Origin of the sequence: Spiroplasma endosymbiont of Megachile willughbiella, from assembly GCF_964273395.1 — a bacterium.
Classification (GTDB): Bacteria; Bacillota_I; Bacilli_A; order Mycoplasmatales; family Mycoplasmataceae; genus Spiroplasma_A; species Spiroplasma_A apis.
Window position 1 is genome coordinate 569,063 of record NZ_OZ187005.1, and the last position, 17,078, is coordinate 586,140.

Genomic DNA, 17,078 nt, shown 5'->3' on the forward strand with positions numbered 1-17,078 from the left:
GTATATAAAATGAAGTGAGAAAAATATAGTTTAATTAATGAAGATCACTTAAACTTGTTTGAAGAATATCATATGAAAAAAGAACAAGACTGATATAATAACCAATACCATTTATCTGGTTATTGTGGTTCTACAAATGATCCAAACGGTTTAGTTTATTACAAAGGACAATATTTTGTATTTATGCAAAATTGTCCTTTTAGCATTGAACACCATAATAAATCTTGGGCTTTATTTACAACTAAGGATTTCATTAATTATGTTTACGAAGGTCTTACACTAATACCTTCAAATAAGTATGATAAAAATGGTGTATTTTCAGGAAGTGCCAGAGTTAATTCAGATGGACAAATAGAAATTTACTATACAGGAAACATAAAGTTTGATGATATTAATAGAACAAGTTACACATTAAAAGCTTTCATAGATTTAAAAGAAAAGATTGTGAAAAAAGAATTATTATTCGAGTGTGATTTGGATAAATATACTGGTCATTTTAGAGATCCAGTTGTATTTGAGAAAAATGAAAAGCTATATATGCTAAATGGGGCACAAACTAAACAAAAAGAAGGTGTTCTTAATCTTTATGTTTTCAACGGAACAACTTGAGAATGATTTAAAGATATTAATATTGATTCTGGTGATGAACAAAACTCATATATGTTGGAATGCCCTAATTATTTCAAATTGAAAGGTAAGGAATTTATCTTTGCTTGCCTTGAACAAGATGCTCCCTTAAATGAAGGTAGTCATTTTGTAAAATATAGAGAGATAGAATTAGATGATGAAATAAACTTCAAATACAAATCTAAACTAATAAAAATTGATTTAGGTTATGATTTTTATGCACCTCAAGTATTTGCTAATACAAATGAGCGTGTAATTATGATGGGTTGATTAGGTAATTCAAAATCTAATCCATATCCTAATGAGTTAACGACTTGAAGTAATCATTTAACAGTCCCAAGAGAGTTATTTTTAAAAAACGGAGTCATTCATCAACTACCAATAAAAGAATTAGAAGCACTACGTTCTAATAAAATTGAAACAAACAATAACGAAATAAATTATTATAATGGAACTGTGGAATTGTTATCAACAAACATAAATAATAATGACTTCGAAATCTCTATAGGTAATGATAATAACTATGTAATTTTGAAAAATGTAAACAATGTTTTTTCAATAGATAGATCAAAAATGGATTATATAGATGAAACTAATTTACCTTCGCAAATAAATTTTGGTGAGTTAAACATCGAAGATATTAGAATAATGATCGATAGAAGTTGTTTAGAGTTATTTATAAATAATGGTCAGTATGCAATTTCGTTAAGATTTTTCATAAAAAATCATAGTAAAATTAAATTAAATTTAAAAGAATTTGAAGCGTATCAGCTGATTTCAAACAAGTACATTTGAAATAATATAATCTTCAAAAATGAAATAGAGGAATAAGATATGAAAAAAATAGTTTCAATAGGTGAAGTCTTAATGGACGTCTATTCTGCTGATGGCATTGACAAGGCAGAAGTTGGGGGAGCAAGTTTTAATGTTGCATGTTCTATTGCTGCTTTAGGAACAAATGAAAGTTATTTTATGGGTTCTTTGGGTAATGATGATCATAAAGAAACAATTAATTCTTTCTTAAAAAAATTTGATGTTAAAACAAATTTTATACAAGATTCAAATTTGCAAACCACTATAGCTAGAGTTACATTAGATGAAAATAAAGAAAGATTTTTTGAATTTATTAGAAATAGTGATGCTGAATTTAATCTTGACTTGATTGAAGATGTATCACTAAAAGAAATTGATTTCATTCATTTCGGTAGTGCCACAGGATTTCTACCAGGTAATCTAAATAAATCTTATTGAGATTTATTTAGATTTGCTCAGAAAAACAATATAAGATTCAGTTTTGATCCTAATTTTAGAGATAAGCTATGGTTGACAAGTGAAGATATTAATAATTTTTGTAAGTTCACAAACGAGTTTTTATTAAAAGCGGATTTAATCAAACTTAGTGACGAAGAGTTGCAACTTTTAACAGGTATCAAGGATGAAGAAAAAGCTTTAATAAAACTAATGGAAAATAATAAAAAGGCATTAATATGTATAACTCGTGGTTCAAAAGATACAATGTGTGGTTGAAATAATGAGATTTTATATGTACCAACAATCAAATGTGAAGAATTGGTTGATACAACAGGGGCTGGCGATGCTTTTGTTTCAAGTCTTATTAACGAATTTGTTTCTGAAAATATAGGTTCTGACTCAAGCAAGGAAAAGATTTTTGAAATAGTTATGAAGTCTAATAAATTTGCTAATCAAACAGTTAGACATTTAGGGGCACTAACGTTCCTTGATTCTTTTAAAAAATAGGAGGTAACTCCTTTTTTGAAATGTGTTTATTATCTAATAATCATTATAGACAAAAGGAAATATTTTAAATGAATAGGGCTTTTTGTGGATATTTAAATATTTTTAAAAGTAGCTAAAAAGAAAAAGAATTTCTTAAATAGAAATTCTTTTTATATATAATTATAGTTTTATTATTATGCGTTTTTAACTTTTCCACATAGTGTTAGAATTCCACCAACAAGAAATAAAATTAATGGTACGTAATAAGCTGATCATGCAAATGTTACACATATTAAAGATAAAATACCACAAATAATTTTGAATGTATTTGATTTTTTTGATAATGCCAATCCACCAAATATAATTACAAGTAAAGGACCAAGTATTAAAAAAACGCTGACCATAACTAATAATGTTGCACTCATAAATTTAAATGTTTTAGCAATTGTTGATCCTTCGACAAGTAATAGAATACCAACCAGACAACAAATGCTAGCTCCTATAATTGATGATATTATTCCACCTTTGGCTAATCCGTTCATCTTTTTATTACCTTTCTATTTGACATTGAGTCGCAATTTATGATACTAAAAAAAGGTTAAAAGCAACGATTTGAGCTATCTATTATTAAATAATGTTATCTTTTATAAAGACGTTGAGTTGCAATTTGAAGGTGAGTAACTTTGGTCTTAAATTATTTAAGTAAAAAAAGCAATCATGAATAAAATACTCCCATACTATATGCATGAGAGTGTTTATTTAAAGCACAAATATAAAAACGATGCTTACTATTAATAAGATTGCACCAGTTATGAGAAAAATTTTTGCTATTCTTCTCATAGTTCCTTCTTCATCAGAAAGAGTTGTTTGATATCTCTTACGTTTATCATTATAGTAATTTGCTACATAATTGTTCTTTAATCAACTTGTTACGAGACCACCGATTATAGAAAAAACTGTAAAAGCTGCTGTTACTCACTCTGTTCGAGATATATTCTTTAGTAAATATATTGAAATTAAAAAAGATATACCAATAGCAAACAAACAAGCCAAAATAATTATAATGTAATCATAATATCTTAATCTTTTAGAATTCCTAAAAGATAATTGTTTTTCCATAGGATTATCTAGGACTTGACTTATTTTATCTTGCACATATTGATTATGTTCTAGTTTCGCTTTTTTTTGCTTTTCTTTTATGTAATTATTTTCTTTACTCATAAAGCCCCCTAAAAACTTATTATATTACATAAGATTATAATTTCCTAATTATATTAATACTAAAAATCCTCCTTAAAATTTCTTACTACCAGTATATCTAATAATTTTTTTAATTTGATGCACTCAAAATAATTATTTATAGTAACTTAATATTTGTAAAAATGCTTTTATTATATATAATTTTCTTTCTCCAAAATATTGTTAATATAAAAAATATTCAACAACTGTTAATTAATAAAGTAATGGTGATTAAAAAATGAATATTAAGTTTGGAATAGGTTTATTAAGTTCAATAGGATTAACAGTTTCTGCAGCTTTGTTTGGTTTATAAAAACATAAATTTTTAAGAAGAGAAACTAGAGAAAGATTATCATACACAAATAAACAAATTGGAGTTATCGATTATATACTTTTAACTTGTTTAGTCTATATGCTGCTTTAAATTTTTCTATAGTTTATAAGTAACAAACTAATATTTTTATCAATAAAAAAATAAATTATGTTATTTTTAAAAGAAATAGAAGTAGAGTTTTTTTTGTTTTTATAAGAGTTAGTGTAATTACTGGTATTATCTAAAACGAATTTCTAATAATTTTGTCTAAATAAAGAGTGAAACTTTAAAAAAACTTATAATGTGTATTGTAATAACACTTATTATTTGTTATATTTTTTTTGAGGTGAATAGAAAATGAAAAAATTAATGAGTTTAATGGCCGCTATTGGCTTAGTATCATCAACAGGAACATTATTTTCTAATGTTGTTTCTTGTTCAAAAGCAAAACCTTCAGATGAAGTAAAAACATTAACTTACAAAGAAGGAAAAAATGACAGAAGCTTTGTTGAAGTTTTAGAAAATAAAACTAAAATCGGTAATGATTCTGAGGGAAGAGGATTATTAGTTGATCAAAATAAATTACAAAGGGACTATCTTGATGAAAAGAATGAATCAGATGAAGTAGATTTTGGTAAATATGAAGGATCAGCAGTCTATTTTACTGTAGATAAAACAACTGCAATAAATAATGAAGAATCAAATGAAGATTCAAGAATAGAAGATTCATTTCCAAATTACATGAAAGAAATTTTTAATGAATTAAATGACTTTAAAAATAAGCAAGTTGTAAATAAAACAGAAAAAAGAGTAACTGTTGATTATTATTTTATGACTATCAAGGGAGTAAAAGATAGCTCAGAATTTACAACTTTTATTTACAACTTTAAATTAGATGCAAAATTACCAGAAGAAAATCCGTCACAAAACAACGTTAAAGAAAAACTTAAAGGTGAATCAACCTTAATGTATAAAAAAACAATAACTATATCTTAATGTGAAAACCTTCTTAAAAGAAGGTTTTTTTGAAGGTCTAAATTATATAAAAAAAATAATATTATTTGTTACAATTTTTATAATATAAAAATCAAGGAGAAAATAAATGAAAAAACTTATATCAATAATAAGTACACTATCACTTTCGTTTTCTTTAGGTACTACATCATCTTTAACTATTTCTTGTGGGATCGAAGATCCTGCTAAGGAATTAAACTTTGAGAACGAAAAAAATGATAAAACATTCATAAAAGACTTAGAAGACAGCAAAGCAGAATTTTGTAATGATTTTGATTGTTCAAAAAAGAAAGTATTCAATTTAAGTGAAAAAAAGGATAAATTAAATGACAGTTATACAAAGACTAGTTCAATCAAATTAAATGACACTTTAATAATTAAAGATATTTCCTTAGATGGTGAGTATACTGATACTCTTGAACCATTCATCAAAAACTTCACAGAACTAAATAACTTATCTGATATTAAAGAACAGGGTGTTTCTTATATACCGACTATTGAAGGTCAAAAAAATAGCACAACTTTGAAAATATATATTTATAAATTTACATATTCATACTCAAGCACATCGAAAATGAGTGTGACAAAATGAAAATATAAATTATTATTTTTTAAAAATATCAATATAATTTAAACAACATAAAAGTCTCTTACAAAGAGACTTTTTTATACACATAAAATGTTATAATATAAGAAATAATATTTTTTTATTTATATTTAGCTTCATTTTTGCTAAAATATATTACAAATTTTTTTGAGGAAAGGGGGAATAAAGTATGAGTACAAGATTTAACTCATTTTATTTAAAAAATGACGGTGACATGTGTGAACATTTAAAAATTGCTTATGATAAAATTTGTGGGCATTACAAGTGTATAAATTGTTACACAGAATTTTACTTTAAAAATAAAAAACAATATCTACATTTTAGGTCACGAATAGTTGGTAAATATGATTTTAAAAAAAGTCCAAGTATCCAAAGTTGCCAAATAGAAACAAAGATACAAGAGAGTATTTCAAAAAGAAAACCTTCAAATCTATCTTATGAATCTCATATGCAAACTAAAATAAGGAGAGTAAATCCTAAAAAAATGTATTATATGCTTTTTGTTCTCTTGATTCCTTTAATTTCAGCTATAAGCTTTGGGGTTTGAAAAGGGTTATCTAAACCTAATACTTCACCAGACATTAATGAAAATGTGCCAATTATTGGAAACATTTTACCTCAAAAAACTATAGCATTCGATGAAACTAATGAAACTAAAAAAATTATAAACTTTAACGAAAAAATAAACGACCTTAAAGTTGTGGAAATATTCACGACTATGGGTATAACAGTAGATATAAATAATGAGTTAAAAGAAATCACTATTAAAATCGATAAAAACTTTAGTGGTGATCATTATTCTGTTGCTTTTTTTAGTGAAGAATATCATTTAAAAGAAGTTTTAATTGTAAGTATTAAAAAGGAAAAATTTGATCTAGGTTTAAGTAAAAATAAAATTGATTTGATCATAGAAAATAATATCTTGCCAGCTGCAACAATAACATACAGTGATAAAATCAAAAACCTTAAATTAAAATCACAAAAACCTTCATTTTTAGATATAAACATTAACGAATCAAATAAGGAGATAAAATTAAATGTCAAACAAGCTGGTTCAACATCTCTTGTTTTTGGAAGTGATAATGCAGTTAGTGATGAAACAGTAGAAGTAAAAGTTACAGAAAAAGTAGTAGAAAAACCAGTTATTGAAAAAATTGCCGATCAAGCGCTATTTGAAAAAGATGGTTCAAAAAACGTTTCATTATCTATTAAGAATCCAATCGCAAATGAGTTACCAGTAATTAAAAGTTCGGTAGAAAAAGTTGCTAAAGTCGAATACAATTCTAATCTTAAAGCAATTACAATTACTCCTTTATCTAAAGGAAAAACAGTTATTACGATATCATATAAAAACGCTGACTCAGTAAGCTTTAATTTAGAAGTTTATGAAAGCATTAATATTTCTAAGTTTGATCGTATATTAGGATTTGTTGAAGGTTATGCAAATAAATATACTGATTTAGACCTAAATTCAACAGATAAATCTAACTTGATAAAAGAGTTTTTCAAACAAAATGGTTACGCTGATATTTCAGATGACATAGTTGGTCAAATTCAATTATCAAACTTCCATGTTATACAAGGACAAAAAATAAATAGGAAATTTAATCTAAAAGCAAACTCAAACTCTACAAAAGTTAATGGATCATTAGATGATGTATTCATAAGAGTTGCACCATTAGATTTAAGTGATAGTGCAAACCAAATAAAAGAAAGTGGTAACTTTATTACCCAAGATTTTCTAAGTATGAGTGATGTTGATAATCCTGTTAAAGTTGAAGAATCAATATTAAAACAATTTATGAGTTTAAACAAAGACTTAAATCCAATGAAGCTTGAAGATATTCAAATAAGAAAAGGAACTGCAGTTATTAGTAATCAATTTAGTGTCGTTATTGAAGCTAAAAAAGGTCAAAATAATGTTTCTAAAGAAATTAAGTATACTTTTGGTGGATTCTATATAAATGGTACTACTATAAAAATAGACATAGTAAAAATGTTTAATATCTAGTATTTCCAAAGTAAATATACGTAAAAAAAGATGCAAATCTTTTTTTTCTTTTAATTACCTTTTTTCACTAATGGGTATATCATATTTGTGAAGGGAATGGTTTTTACGGCTTTAAAAATTTTATTAAAGCAACACGTTGGTGTTCCTTGTAAACCAATCGTCAACACTGGTGATATGGTAAAAAGGGGACAATTAATAGCCGTTCCAAATGGATTAGGTTCCAACATACATTCTAGTTTTAGTGCGCAAATAGGTAAGATTGATGAAAAATCAATTGAGCTTCTTAATTATGATTTGAACGAAGATGATTCGCAATATATAAGACTAGACGAAAAACTATCTAAATTAGACTTAATAAAAAGTGCTGGAGTAGTAGGTGCTGGTGGAGCAGGATTTCCTACTTATGAAAAATTTAAAATAAAATTTAGTGATGATGATAATGGAAAAATTATTGTTAATGCAGCAGAATGTGAGCCGATATTGAATCATAACATCAGCTATGTTGAAAACAATATAAATGTCATAGTTAAAGGACTAAAACATTTAATGGAAATCACTAACGCTAAAAAAGGATATTTTGCTACTAAACATAAGTATACTAAAGCATTCCTAACTATAAGAAAAGCACTTTTAGAAGAAGAAAATATTGAAATTTTTGATTTAACAGATATGTATCCTGCCGGAGATGAACGAGTTATTATACGTGAAATAACCGGTATTGAATTGCAACCAGGCGAATTACCATGGAAAACCAAGTCTATTGTAACTAATGTGGAGACTGTTAAAAATGTTAGTAGAGCAATCGATGAACTCAGACCAGTCATTACAAAAGATCTAACGGTTGGTGGCAGAGTAAATCAAGTTTCTCTTTCAGAAGGAAAAGTTTTTTTAGATACACCTATAGGATTAACTGCCAAAAGTATTTTGGAAAAAGTTTTTGGTTCTATAGATTCGTCTGGTCCATTGTATGTTGGAGGACCATTTACAGGACAAATTAGAGATATGGAAACCCCCGTCACTAAAACTAGTGGGGGTTTTTTAGTTGCGACCCCATTCTATCATTTTGAAAAAGAAAAATTTGGACTTATTGGTTGTGAGTGTGGCGCTCAACTCGAAGAGTTGAGAGAACTAGCAAATATTATGGGTGGACAAGTTGTTGGTGAAAGAAATTGTAAAAGAATGCTTCCTGATCAAAACGGAAGACTAAGATGTAATTTACCTGGTATATGTCCAGGTCAAGCACCAACAGTATTGGCTTTAAAAAAAGAAGGAGCTACAGCAATATTAATTGGTACCTGTGAGTCCCGGACTAATACTGTTGCTAAGGTAACTCCAAATATGGGTTTGAAATTAATCCATAAGACAGATTTTGTATTAAGAGCTTCAAATCATAAACTTTATCGAAAGATTGAAGATTAAACGGTTTGAAACAAATACATTTCAAAAAAGGAGGAAAATATGTCCCTAAGTAAAGAAAAAATTGAGAAATTTAAAGACAAACCAGCAATTACTTGTTGTAGATTTGAAAAAGGTTCACTTGTAGATGAAAAAATACTGGAAGATCCAAATTTATTACCCGACTTTATTGATTCTGGATTAGTAGTACTACCAGACAATGTATTAAAAATTGGGCAGGTAATTGGTGGTAAGTTAAAAATGACTGTTGATGCTTTAACACCACTTACCCCTGATAATGTTGAGGGTTGAACAAGTGCATCAATGCAAGAAGAAAAAATAGTTGAAGATAAAAAAACAAATACAAATGTAATGATAAATGAACCTTTGATAAACAACGGTATTGTAAATATAAAAATTGGTAAAGGTGAAAATATTAATATATCTTTTCCAATTACTAATTCAAGTTATGATTATAATTCTAATAAATCTTTTAACGAGAAACCTTTGGATAAAATAAAAGAAGATGCAACAGAAAGTGTTGTAAGATCTTTGACTAAAGAGTACGTTAAAGTTGATAAAGTTGTTCTAGGTAAAAAAACTAGTATTGAAAATAACGTATTAACTATAAATAAAAACTTGTCAGAATTAGCAATATCAAAAGGTAATAATTTAGTTAAAAAATTAGAGTACGATATATTGACAGAAGAAGATTATGGAAAAGTTATCGACACAATTATGGACATTCAACCAATAGCAGTAAAAGTTGAAGGAGTTCTTGGAGAAGGTAAAACAAGAGTATTAGATAAAGTAATTCTTTTACTAACAGGTGTTGATGAAAATAATAAACAAATAGGGGAGTTTGGTTCATCAGAAGGTGAAATAAATCGAAACATTATGTGAGGTCGACCCGGTGCACCAGATTATGGGGATATATTTATAAGATGTCATGTTGTAATTAAAGCTAACGCTGGTATGGAAAGACCCGGTCCACTTGCTGCTCACTTATGTTCAAATGTTATTGTGCAAGAAATACGTGATGCACTAAAAGAAGCGAAAGATTTAACCATAACAAAAACCGAAGAATTTAAACAAACTTCCCGTGCAGGTAAACCAAAAGTTGCAATTTTAAAAGAGATAATGGGTCAAGGTGCTATGCACGACAACTTAATATTACCTGTTGAACCTATTGGAACTATTGGTGCTGTACCTAATGTTGATTTAGGTAATTTACCAATTGCTATCTCACCATTAGAATTGTTAGATGGTGGAATACATGCATTAACTTGTATCGGTCCAGCTTCAAAAGAAACTTCACGACATTATTTTAGAGAACCATTGATTATAGAAGCTTTGAATGATCAAGATATTGATTTTGTAGGACTTGTTGTTGTAGGTTCTCCACAAGTAAATAACGAAAAATTTTATGTAGCTAGAAGAGTTGGAATGATGTTTGAATATATAAAACCAGATGGAGTGATTATTACAACAGAAGGTTTTGGTAACAATCACATTGATTATGCAGAACATCATAGAGAAATAGGTAAACGAGGAATCAAAGTTGTTGGTGTTACTTATTCTGCTGTGCAAGGTGGTCTTGTTGTTGGTAATGAATATATGTATGCCCAAATAGATATGAACAAATCAAAACAAGGAATTGAAAATGAAATACTTTCTAATAATACATTGACATTAGAGGATGCCATTAGAGCATTAGAAATGTTAAAATCAGTAATCTCTGGTGAAGAAATAATTGAAGCAGAAAGACGATGAGACCCTCAAATTAAATTAAATAACATTAAATTAATTGAAGATGGTCTAAATAAAAAAATTGAGTTGGTATTGAATGAGCAAACACTTGAGAAATCTAGAAAACGTAGAGAAATCTACGAGAAAGAAGTTTAATGCTTTTAGATATCGACAATATCAGATTATATCAAGGTGTTATTACTAGCGTTGATGATGTTAGTGTTTCTATAGATTTATTAGGTAGAATGGGAAGTATGAGATTACCGTTAAGATTAATAATTACAAACAAAAAACTCATTGTAGGACAAAATATTACTATTTATATGAGTTATGTAGAAGTAGAATAGAAAGGAGAAAATATGGCAATAAAAGGAATGCAATCAGAGGTGTATGTACCAGTTACACCACAACCAGTGTGAACACCGGTTACTAAAAAATTGGTAGATATGAATGTAACAATTGTTACTGCTGCAGGGGTTCACTTGAAAAGTGATCCACCATATAATTTGGCAGGTGACACATCTTATAGAATAATTCCCTCAAATACTTCCGTTGATGACTTAATGGTTTCGCACGGAGGATATGATAATGGTGATGTTAATAAGGATATAAATTGTATGTTTCCTATCGATAGAATGCGTGAGTTGGTAGATGAAGGCTTCATAAAAGGAGTATCACCAATAATGATTTCAACCATGGGTGGTGGAGGAAACCAACAAGCATTTAGCGAGGTAACAGGACCAAAAGTAGCAGAAATATTAAAATCAGAAAATACTGATGCTGTAGTTTTAACAGCAGGCCGGGGTACATGTCATAGAACCGCTGTTATTATTCAAAGAGCGATTGAAGCTGTAGGTATACCGACAATTATAATTGCGGCATTACCACCAGTTTGTGTACAAAATGGTACTCCAAGAGCGGTTGCTCCATTGGTTCCAATGGGGGCAAACGCAGGAGAGCCTAATAACAAAGAAATGCAAATTAATATATTAAGAGATACATTAACACAACTAGTAAAAATAGATCAACCAGGAAAAGTTGTACCATTACCTTATGAATATCATGCAAATATTTAAAATATCATAAAAGGAGGGAGCAACGAATATGAAAACTAGTAAATCAGCAATTTACACAGTGGAGTCTCACACAGAAGGAGAACCCACAAGAATTATTTTCTCTGGCATACCTAATTTAAAAGGAAAAACAATGGCGGAAAAAAAAGATTCATTATTAAATGAACACGATTGATTTAGAAAAATATTAATGAATGAACCCCGAGGTCATAATGATATGTTTGGTGCTATTATTATTCCACCGTGCAACCCTGAAGCTGATTTTGGAGTTTTATTTACAGAGTCTGCAGGTTGTCTAAATATGTGTGGTCATGGAACAATCGGAACTGCAACTGTTTTGGTTGAAACTGGAATGGTAGAAATTAAAGAACCCATAACAGAAATAAAATTAGATACACCTGCTGGATTAGTATTAGCAAAAGTTAATATTGTGAATAATGAAGTTAAAAATGTATCTGTTGAAAATGTAGCATCTTTCTTATATAAAGAAAAAGTTGTTTTAGATGTGCCTGAAATAGGTATAATTAATTTTGATATAGCATTTGGTGGAAGCTTCTTCATTTTATTGGAATCTAGTCAACTTGGATTAGATATTATCCCAGAAAACGATTCAAATTTCGTTGAAAAAGGAATGAAGATTTTGAAGTTCGTAAATAAAAATGTAAAAGTAGAACATCCAATAAACAAATTTATAAATAAAATTGATTTGATTGAGTTTTATGAAAAACCTAACAAAAGACATCCCAATAATTATTCTAATTGTGTTGTTTTTGGTTTAGGACAATTTGATAGATCTCCTTGTGGAACTGGTACATCAGCAAAAGTTGCAACGTTAGTTGCAAAGGGTGAGTTAAAACTTGGAGAAGAGTTTGTTTACGAATCTATTTTAGGAACAAAATTTATTGGAAAAGCTTTAAGTAAAACAAAAGTTGGTGACTTTGAAGCCATTATGCCAGAGATTACTGGTAAAGCTTGAATAACAGGTTATTCAAATTTCGTTCTTCAACCAGATGATCCATTTAAGGAAGGGTTTAATCCAAAGGTAAAATAATATGCAAGCATCTTTACTTTCATCGCATGAACTAGAACTCAAAAAAGAACTTCTAAAAAAAGATGTAACGTTAGATAAAATTTGTAACGAGTTCAATGACAGTGTTGATAAATTAAATAAATTAAAAAAAGAGCATAAAACTCTTTGGAGGAAAAACTCAAAGTCAGGCAAGTCAAGTCAAAACGAAATACAAAATCAATACAATGAGTCTTATGAAGAACTTAAAAGTAAAATTAAAAATTTAACAATTAAAATGGAAGAAAATTTTATTGATATCAATAATTTTAAAAAAAACAAAAATGCAAAAGAGACAAAGAATAAAATAAAAGAACAAATAAATGTTTTGAAGTCTCAAATAAAAGTAGAGAAAAGTGAGTTAAAAAAAACCACAGTTGAAAATAAAAATGAGTTTAAAGAGAAATCTAAACAAATTGATTTAAAATATCATAAAGAGCTTGAAAAGTTAATTCAAGAGTATAAAGTTTTCAAAGGAACAATTAATAAAATACTTTTAACTTTAATTTTTATAACCTCAACTGTATTTGTATTGATTACTGCTTTAACAATTAATTACACAGTGTATTATCCGCAATCAAATAATGGCGAGAGTTATAATTTTGGTGCCAAAGAATCAATAATAGCTTTAGCTCTTTCTGGAATTTTAATTGTGATGGTTGGTGTTATTTCTTTCTTATTATTAAAAGATAGTTCGAAAACTTTGCCAATAGAAAGAAAAAATTCAAACTTTACGAAGGGTATAGTTATAGGATTCATAACAGATTTCTTTGACACAATTGGTATAGGTTCGTTCGCACCAACAATAGTATTTTTAAAAGCTTTTAAAGCTGTAGATGATGATAAAAAAATACTTGGTATCTTAAATGTTGGTCATACAATTCCTGTTATTTTTGAAGCAATCATATTTATAGCGGCTGTAAAAGTAGATCCTTATACTTTGATAGTATTAATATCAATGGCAGTTATCGGAAGTTACTTAGGAGCTGTGATTGCAAATAAAATAAATAAAAATAGTGTGAAAATAGTCATGGGAACATTACTATTTATAACCGCTATATTAATGGTGTTATCTCATCCGATGGTCAATGCATTTGGTGCTGGAGGTGATGCTATCTCCTTGCCTTTTGATGAATGAAAAATTTATGTATCTGCATTTATATTTCTAATACTTGGTGGATTGATGAGTTTAGGAATTGGTCTTTATGCTCCTGCAATGGCTGTTGTTACTTTAATGGGTATGAACGTTACAGTTGCTTTTCCTGTTATGATGGCAAGTACAGCATTTCTAATGCCTGTAGGTTCTATTAGATTTATTCAAGATAAAAATTACGCTCCAAAAGTAACAGTTGCAATTACCATTGGTGGAGTTATTGGTGTTATATCTGCATTTTTAGCAATTTTTGTAGGTTTCGCTGGTAACACACAATTTGTAAAGTATCTTTTATTTTTAGTCATAATAGTTATTTTCTATACATCTATAATGATGTTTTACGAGTATTATAAATTTAAAAGACAAAAAGTTATCAAAAAACATTTAGATACAGTCAAATAAAAATACATAGACTGTATTTTTATTTGCCGAGCAAAGGAGAGTTTATGAAAAATAAAAGTAAAATAAATAATCTTCGAGCAATGAATTCACCATTTGCAAAGTACAGATCAATGATTTGAGTTAATGTAATTACATTAATCATTTTAGTTATATTCTCTATAATAACTTTTAAGATGATTGGTTATTTATTTACTTCTTATAAAACATTTGCTTGAGTTTTCATCTCTTTGTTTGTTTTGTTTTATAACTTTGGGTTTGTTGCAATGTATAAAATGTCTAAGCATCTAGTCTTATACAACTTACTAAGTTGTGTTGTAATTTTATTAATGATAGTTGGCATAAGTTTTTTTGTTACAACAACCGATAATAAAAGCAAGCTAATACTTTTAAGCGGTTTATTTTTAAGTTTAATTCCGTTATTGTTGTCGACTATTTTTGCTTATATTCGCGTCAAAGAAGTTTATAAATATATTGCTTTTAATGAAACACTCTATGATTTAGAAAAAAGAAACTTTGTAAGCGAAGATAAAGAAGCAAAAATAAAATTGTATCTTAAACCAGGACATTTTTATTTTCAAATAAATGGCGTTAGAAAAAAATATCCAACATCAAAAATTACAAACCTTGAATATAAACCAGCAAATATATTTTCTAATGTTGGCTATATTAGTTTCAAAATCAATAATGAAAAATTTATTTATAAATATAGTTCAGCTTATGAAGATGGAATTATGTTTAGCTTAGCATATAACATTTTAAGAATAAATAATAATGCTTTGAAAGATGGTGATGAGTAAAGGTGAAAAAAAATATATGTCTTGCTGTTGCTGGTCATGTTGATCACGGTAAAACAACATTAGTTAAAATATTAACAGGAAAAGATACAGATAAACTAAAAGAAGAGAAGGAGAGAAACTTATCTATTAATATTAACTTTGCCTTTTTAGAAAATGAATCTATTAATATAGCATTAATCGATCTACCTGGTCATAAAGATTTTATAGATAATGCTGTTGCTGGTTTAAGCGGAATTGATGGAGCAATCCTTATGATTGCAGCTGATGATGGAATTATGCCACAAACTTTAGAGCATTTGAATATCCTAAAACTATTAAATATAAATTATATATTACCAATAATTTCAAAAACAGATTTAGTTTTAAAAGAAAGAGTTTGAGAAGTTGAATCAAATATAATAGATCTTTTCAAAAAACTTAAGTTAAATATATTCTCTATACAAAAATATACAAGTAAAAATATAGATGACATTAATAATTTAAAAAACAATTTGTATAATTACTCCAATACAATTATAAAAAGAGAAAAGCAGAAAGAGTTTCGTTTGGACATAGATAGGTCATTTGAGTTAAAAGGAATTGGCACTGTTGTAACAGGAACATGTCAAAATCAAATGTTGAGTATTGGTGATCAAGTAACTCTACTTCCACTAAATGAAAATTTTATAGTAAAAGACTTACAAAGTAATAATGTCTCGGTACCTAATGTAGAACCAGGACAAAGAACATCTATAAAGCTTAGTAACATAAATTGGAAAAGTATTCATCGCGGAGATATATTAGTAAAAAATTCTAATATCTTATTTGGTAAATGTTTCTCTGTTGAAATATTTACTTGCGAAGAAAAAGAAATAATAGCTTCAAAAAGTGTCAAAATTTATGCAGGTTGCAAAAGATTAAAGGGAGCTTTTAAATTCTTGGGAGAAAGAGAAAATAAAATTTATGGACAAGTAGTTTTAGAAAAAGAATGGTATTTTTCTATTGATCAGTTATGTTTAATTAAACTTCCAAAAGACAAAAATATAAATAAAAGTTTCAAAGTATTAAAAGGAAGTAATGTAGTTTCTAATAAAACTAAAAGTAAAGAGCTTGATAATTTAAGTATTTTAACTAGTGATAACAAAATTGAAAAACAAAAATTATTTATAGAGCTTAACAAAAATTATCTTGTTAGTATAAATGATTTGGATAAAAATATAGACATTGATGAATTGAAAACACAGAGTAGCGGTGATTTAATCTTTCAAAATAATTATGTTATACATAAAACTAATTATACATATTTAAAAAGTAAAATTATATCAGGTCTTACTTCATATCATTTAAAAAAACCATTAAGTCCTGGTTTAACACTTACAAGTATTAGTACTTACTTAGAAAGTGATTTAAAACAATTAGAGATAGAACACTTTTTAAATATAATGATAAAGAAACAAGAAATCAAAAAAGATAATTTGTTTTACTCATTGAAACATTTCGAAGTAAGACTTTCAAAACAACAGTATAAAATAAAAAACTTTATACTAAGTAGAATGAAGGATTATAAATATAATGCAAAAAATATAAATCAATTAAAAGAAAAGGTTGACAATAAAATTGTGTTCAATCAAGTTATAAAATATTTAATTAATATTAATTCAATTATAATGTTGAACTATGATTACTATATTTTAAACTCACGTTATCAAGAACTAAAAAAAATAATAACTAGTTTAGATGCTATCAGTTATGAAAACCTGAAATCAAAAATAAAAATTGATTATGATATATATTTAATTTATTTAAGTAAGTTAGAAAAAGATAAAATAATAAAAAAAATCAATAATAAATATTTTGTTATTAAAGATTAACTACAATAATAATTTACGTACTTTATTGAAGTACGTTTTTTTTTT

General features: G+C 27.4%; 15 protein-coding genes. 13 read left to right on the forward strand and 2 right to left on the reverse strand.

Annotated elements, in window-relative coordinates:
- Positions 1 to 9 precede the first annotated feature (9 nt).
- Entirely contained in the window at positions 10 to 1,458 is a 1,449-nt protein-coding gene (locus tag ACI2WZ_RS02455; RefSeq protein WP_500245168.1) for a glycoside hydrolase family 32 protein, read from the forward strand.
- Between the two features lie 3 nt (positions 1,459 to 1,461).
- A complete protein-coding gene (locus ACI2WZ_RS02460) occupies positions 1,462 to 2,385 on the forward strand; it encodes a carbohydrate kinase family protein (protein ID WP_500245169.1) in 924 nt (307 codons plus the stop codon).
- A 173-nt stretch (positions 2,386 to 2,558) separates the two neighbouring features.
- Here the strand turns inward: ACI2WZ_RS02460 and ACI2WZ_RS02465 are convergent, their stop codons facing one another.
- Positions 2,559 to 2,906 carry a hypothetical protein gene (locus ACI2WZ_RS02465; protein WP_500245170.1) on the reverse strand — a complete coding sequence of 116 codons (348 nt, stop codon included), beginning with the start codon at positions 2,904 to 2,906 and terminating at the stop codon, positions 2,559 to 2,561.
- Positions 2,907 to 3,123: 217 nt separating this feature from the next.
- Positions 3,124 to 3,585 (reverse strand): hypothetical protein, encoded by a 462-nt coding sequence (locus tag ACI2WZ_RS02470; protein WP_500245171.1) that lies wholly within the window; start codon positions 3,583 to 3,585, stop codon positions 3,124 to 3,126.
- 688 nt (positions 3,586 to 4,273) lie between these two features.
- Here ACI2WZ_RS02470 and ACI2WZ_RS02475 point away from each other — a divergent pair.
- From ACI2WZ_RS02475 to selB, 11 genes are all read left to right on the forward strand, one after another.
- On the forward strand, positions 4,274 to 4,912 hold the full coding sequence (locus ACI2WZ_RS02475; protein WP_500245172.1) for a hypothetical protein: 639 nt from the start codon (positions 4,274 to 4,276) through the stop codon (positions 4,910 to 4,912).
- Between the two features lie 106 nt (positions 4,913 to 5,018).
- Complete coding sequence (locus tag ACI2WZ_RS02480) at positions 5,019 to 5,564, forward strand: hypothetical protein (RefSeq protein ID WP_500245173.1); 546 nt, start codon at positions 5,019 to 5,021, stop codon at positions 5,562 to 5,564.
- A 142-nt stretch (positions 5,565 to 5,706) separates the two neighbouring features.
- On the forward strand, positions 5,707 to 7,548 hold the full coding sequence (locus ACI2WZ_RS02485; protein WP_500244496.1) for a hypothetical protein: 1,842 nt from the start codon (positions 5,707 to 5,709) through the stop codon (positions 7,546 to 7,548).
- Positions 7,549 to 7,644: 96 nt separating this feature from the next.
- Positions 7,645 to 8,967, forward strand: a complete 1,323-nt coding sequence (gene prdC, locus ACI2WZ_RS02490; RefSeq protein WP_500244497.1) for a proline reductase-associated electron transfer protein PrdC — start codon at positions 7,645 to 7,647, stop codon at positions 8,965 to 8,967.
- Between the two features lie 39 nt (positions 8,968 to 9,006).
- The gene (gene prdA, locus ACI2WZ_RS02495; protein WP_500244498.1) at positions 9,007 to 10,848 is read left to right on the forward strand and encodes a D-proline reductase (dithiol) proprotein PrdA; all 1,842 of its coding nucleotides are present in this window, start codon (positions 9,007 to 9,009) and stop codon (positions 10,846 to 10,848) included.
- Positions 10,848 to 11,039 (forward strand): CBO2463/CBO2479 domain-containing protein, encoded by a 192-nt coding sequence (locus tag ACI2WZ_RS02500; RefSeq protein WP_023789342.1) that lies wholly within the window; start codon positions 10,848 to 10,850, stop codon positions 11,037 to 11,039. Before prdA ends, ACI2WZ_RS02500 begins: the two co-directional genes overlap by 1 nt.
- Positions 11,040 to 11,051: 12 nt before the next feature.
- Positions 11,052 to 11,768 carry a D-proline reductase (dithiol) protein PrdB gene (gene prdB, locus ACI2WZ_RS02505; RefSeq protein WP_023789347.1) on the forward strand — a complete coding sequence of 239 codons (717 nt, stop codon included), beginning with the start codon at positions 11,052 to 11,054 and terminating at the stop codon, positions 11,766 to 11,768.
- A gap of 28 nt (positions 11,769 to 11,796) precedes the next feature.
- The gene (locus ACI2WZ_RS02510) at positions 11,797 to 12,816 is read left to right on the forward strand and encodes a proline racemase family protein (RefSeq protein WP_500244499.1); all 1,020 of its coding nucleotides are present in this window, start codon (positions 11,797 to 11,799) and stop codon (positions 12,814 to 12,816) included.
- A 1-nt stretch (position 12,817) separates the two neighbouring features.
- Positions 12,818 to 14,386 (forward strand): sulfite exporter TauE/SafE family protein, encoded by a 1,569-nt coding sequence (locus tag ACI2WZ_RS02515; protein WP_500244500.1) that lies wholly within the window; start codon positions 12,818 to 12,820, stop codon positions 14,384 to 14,386.
- 44 nt (positions 14,387 to 14,430) lie between these two features.
- Entirely contained in the window at positions 14,431 to 15,183 is a 753-nt protein-coding gene (locus ACI2WZ_RS02520; protein ID WP_500244501.1) for a hypothetical protein, read from the forward strand.
- Between the two features lie 2 nt (positions 15,184 to 15,185).
- Positions 15,186 to 17,033: a selenocysteine-specific translation elongation factor gene (gene selB, locus ACI2WZ_RS02525; protein ID WP_500244502.1), complete on the forward strand. Its 1,848-nt coding sequence runs from the start codon at positions 15,186 to 15,188 to the stop codon at positions 17,031 to 17,033.
- The last annotated feature ends 45 nt before the right edge of the window (positions 17,034 to 17,078 follow it).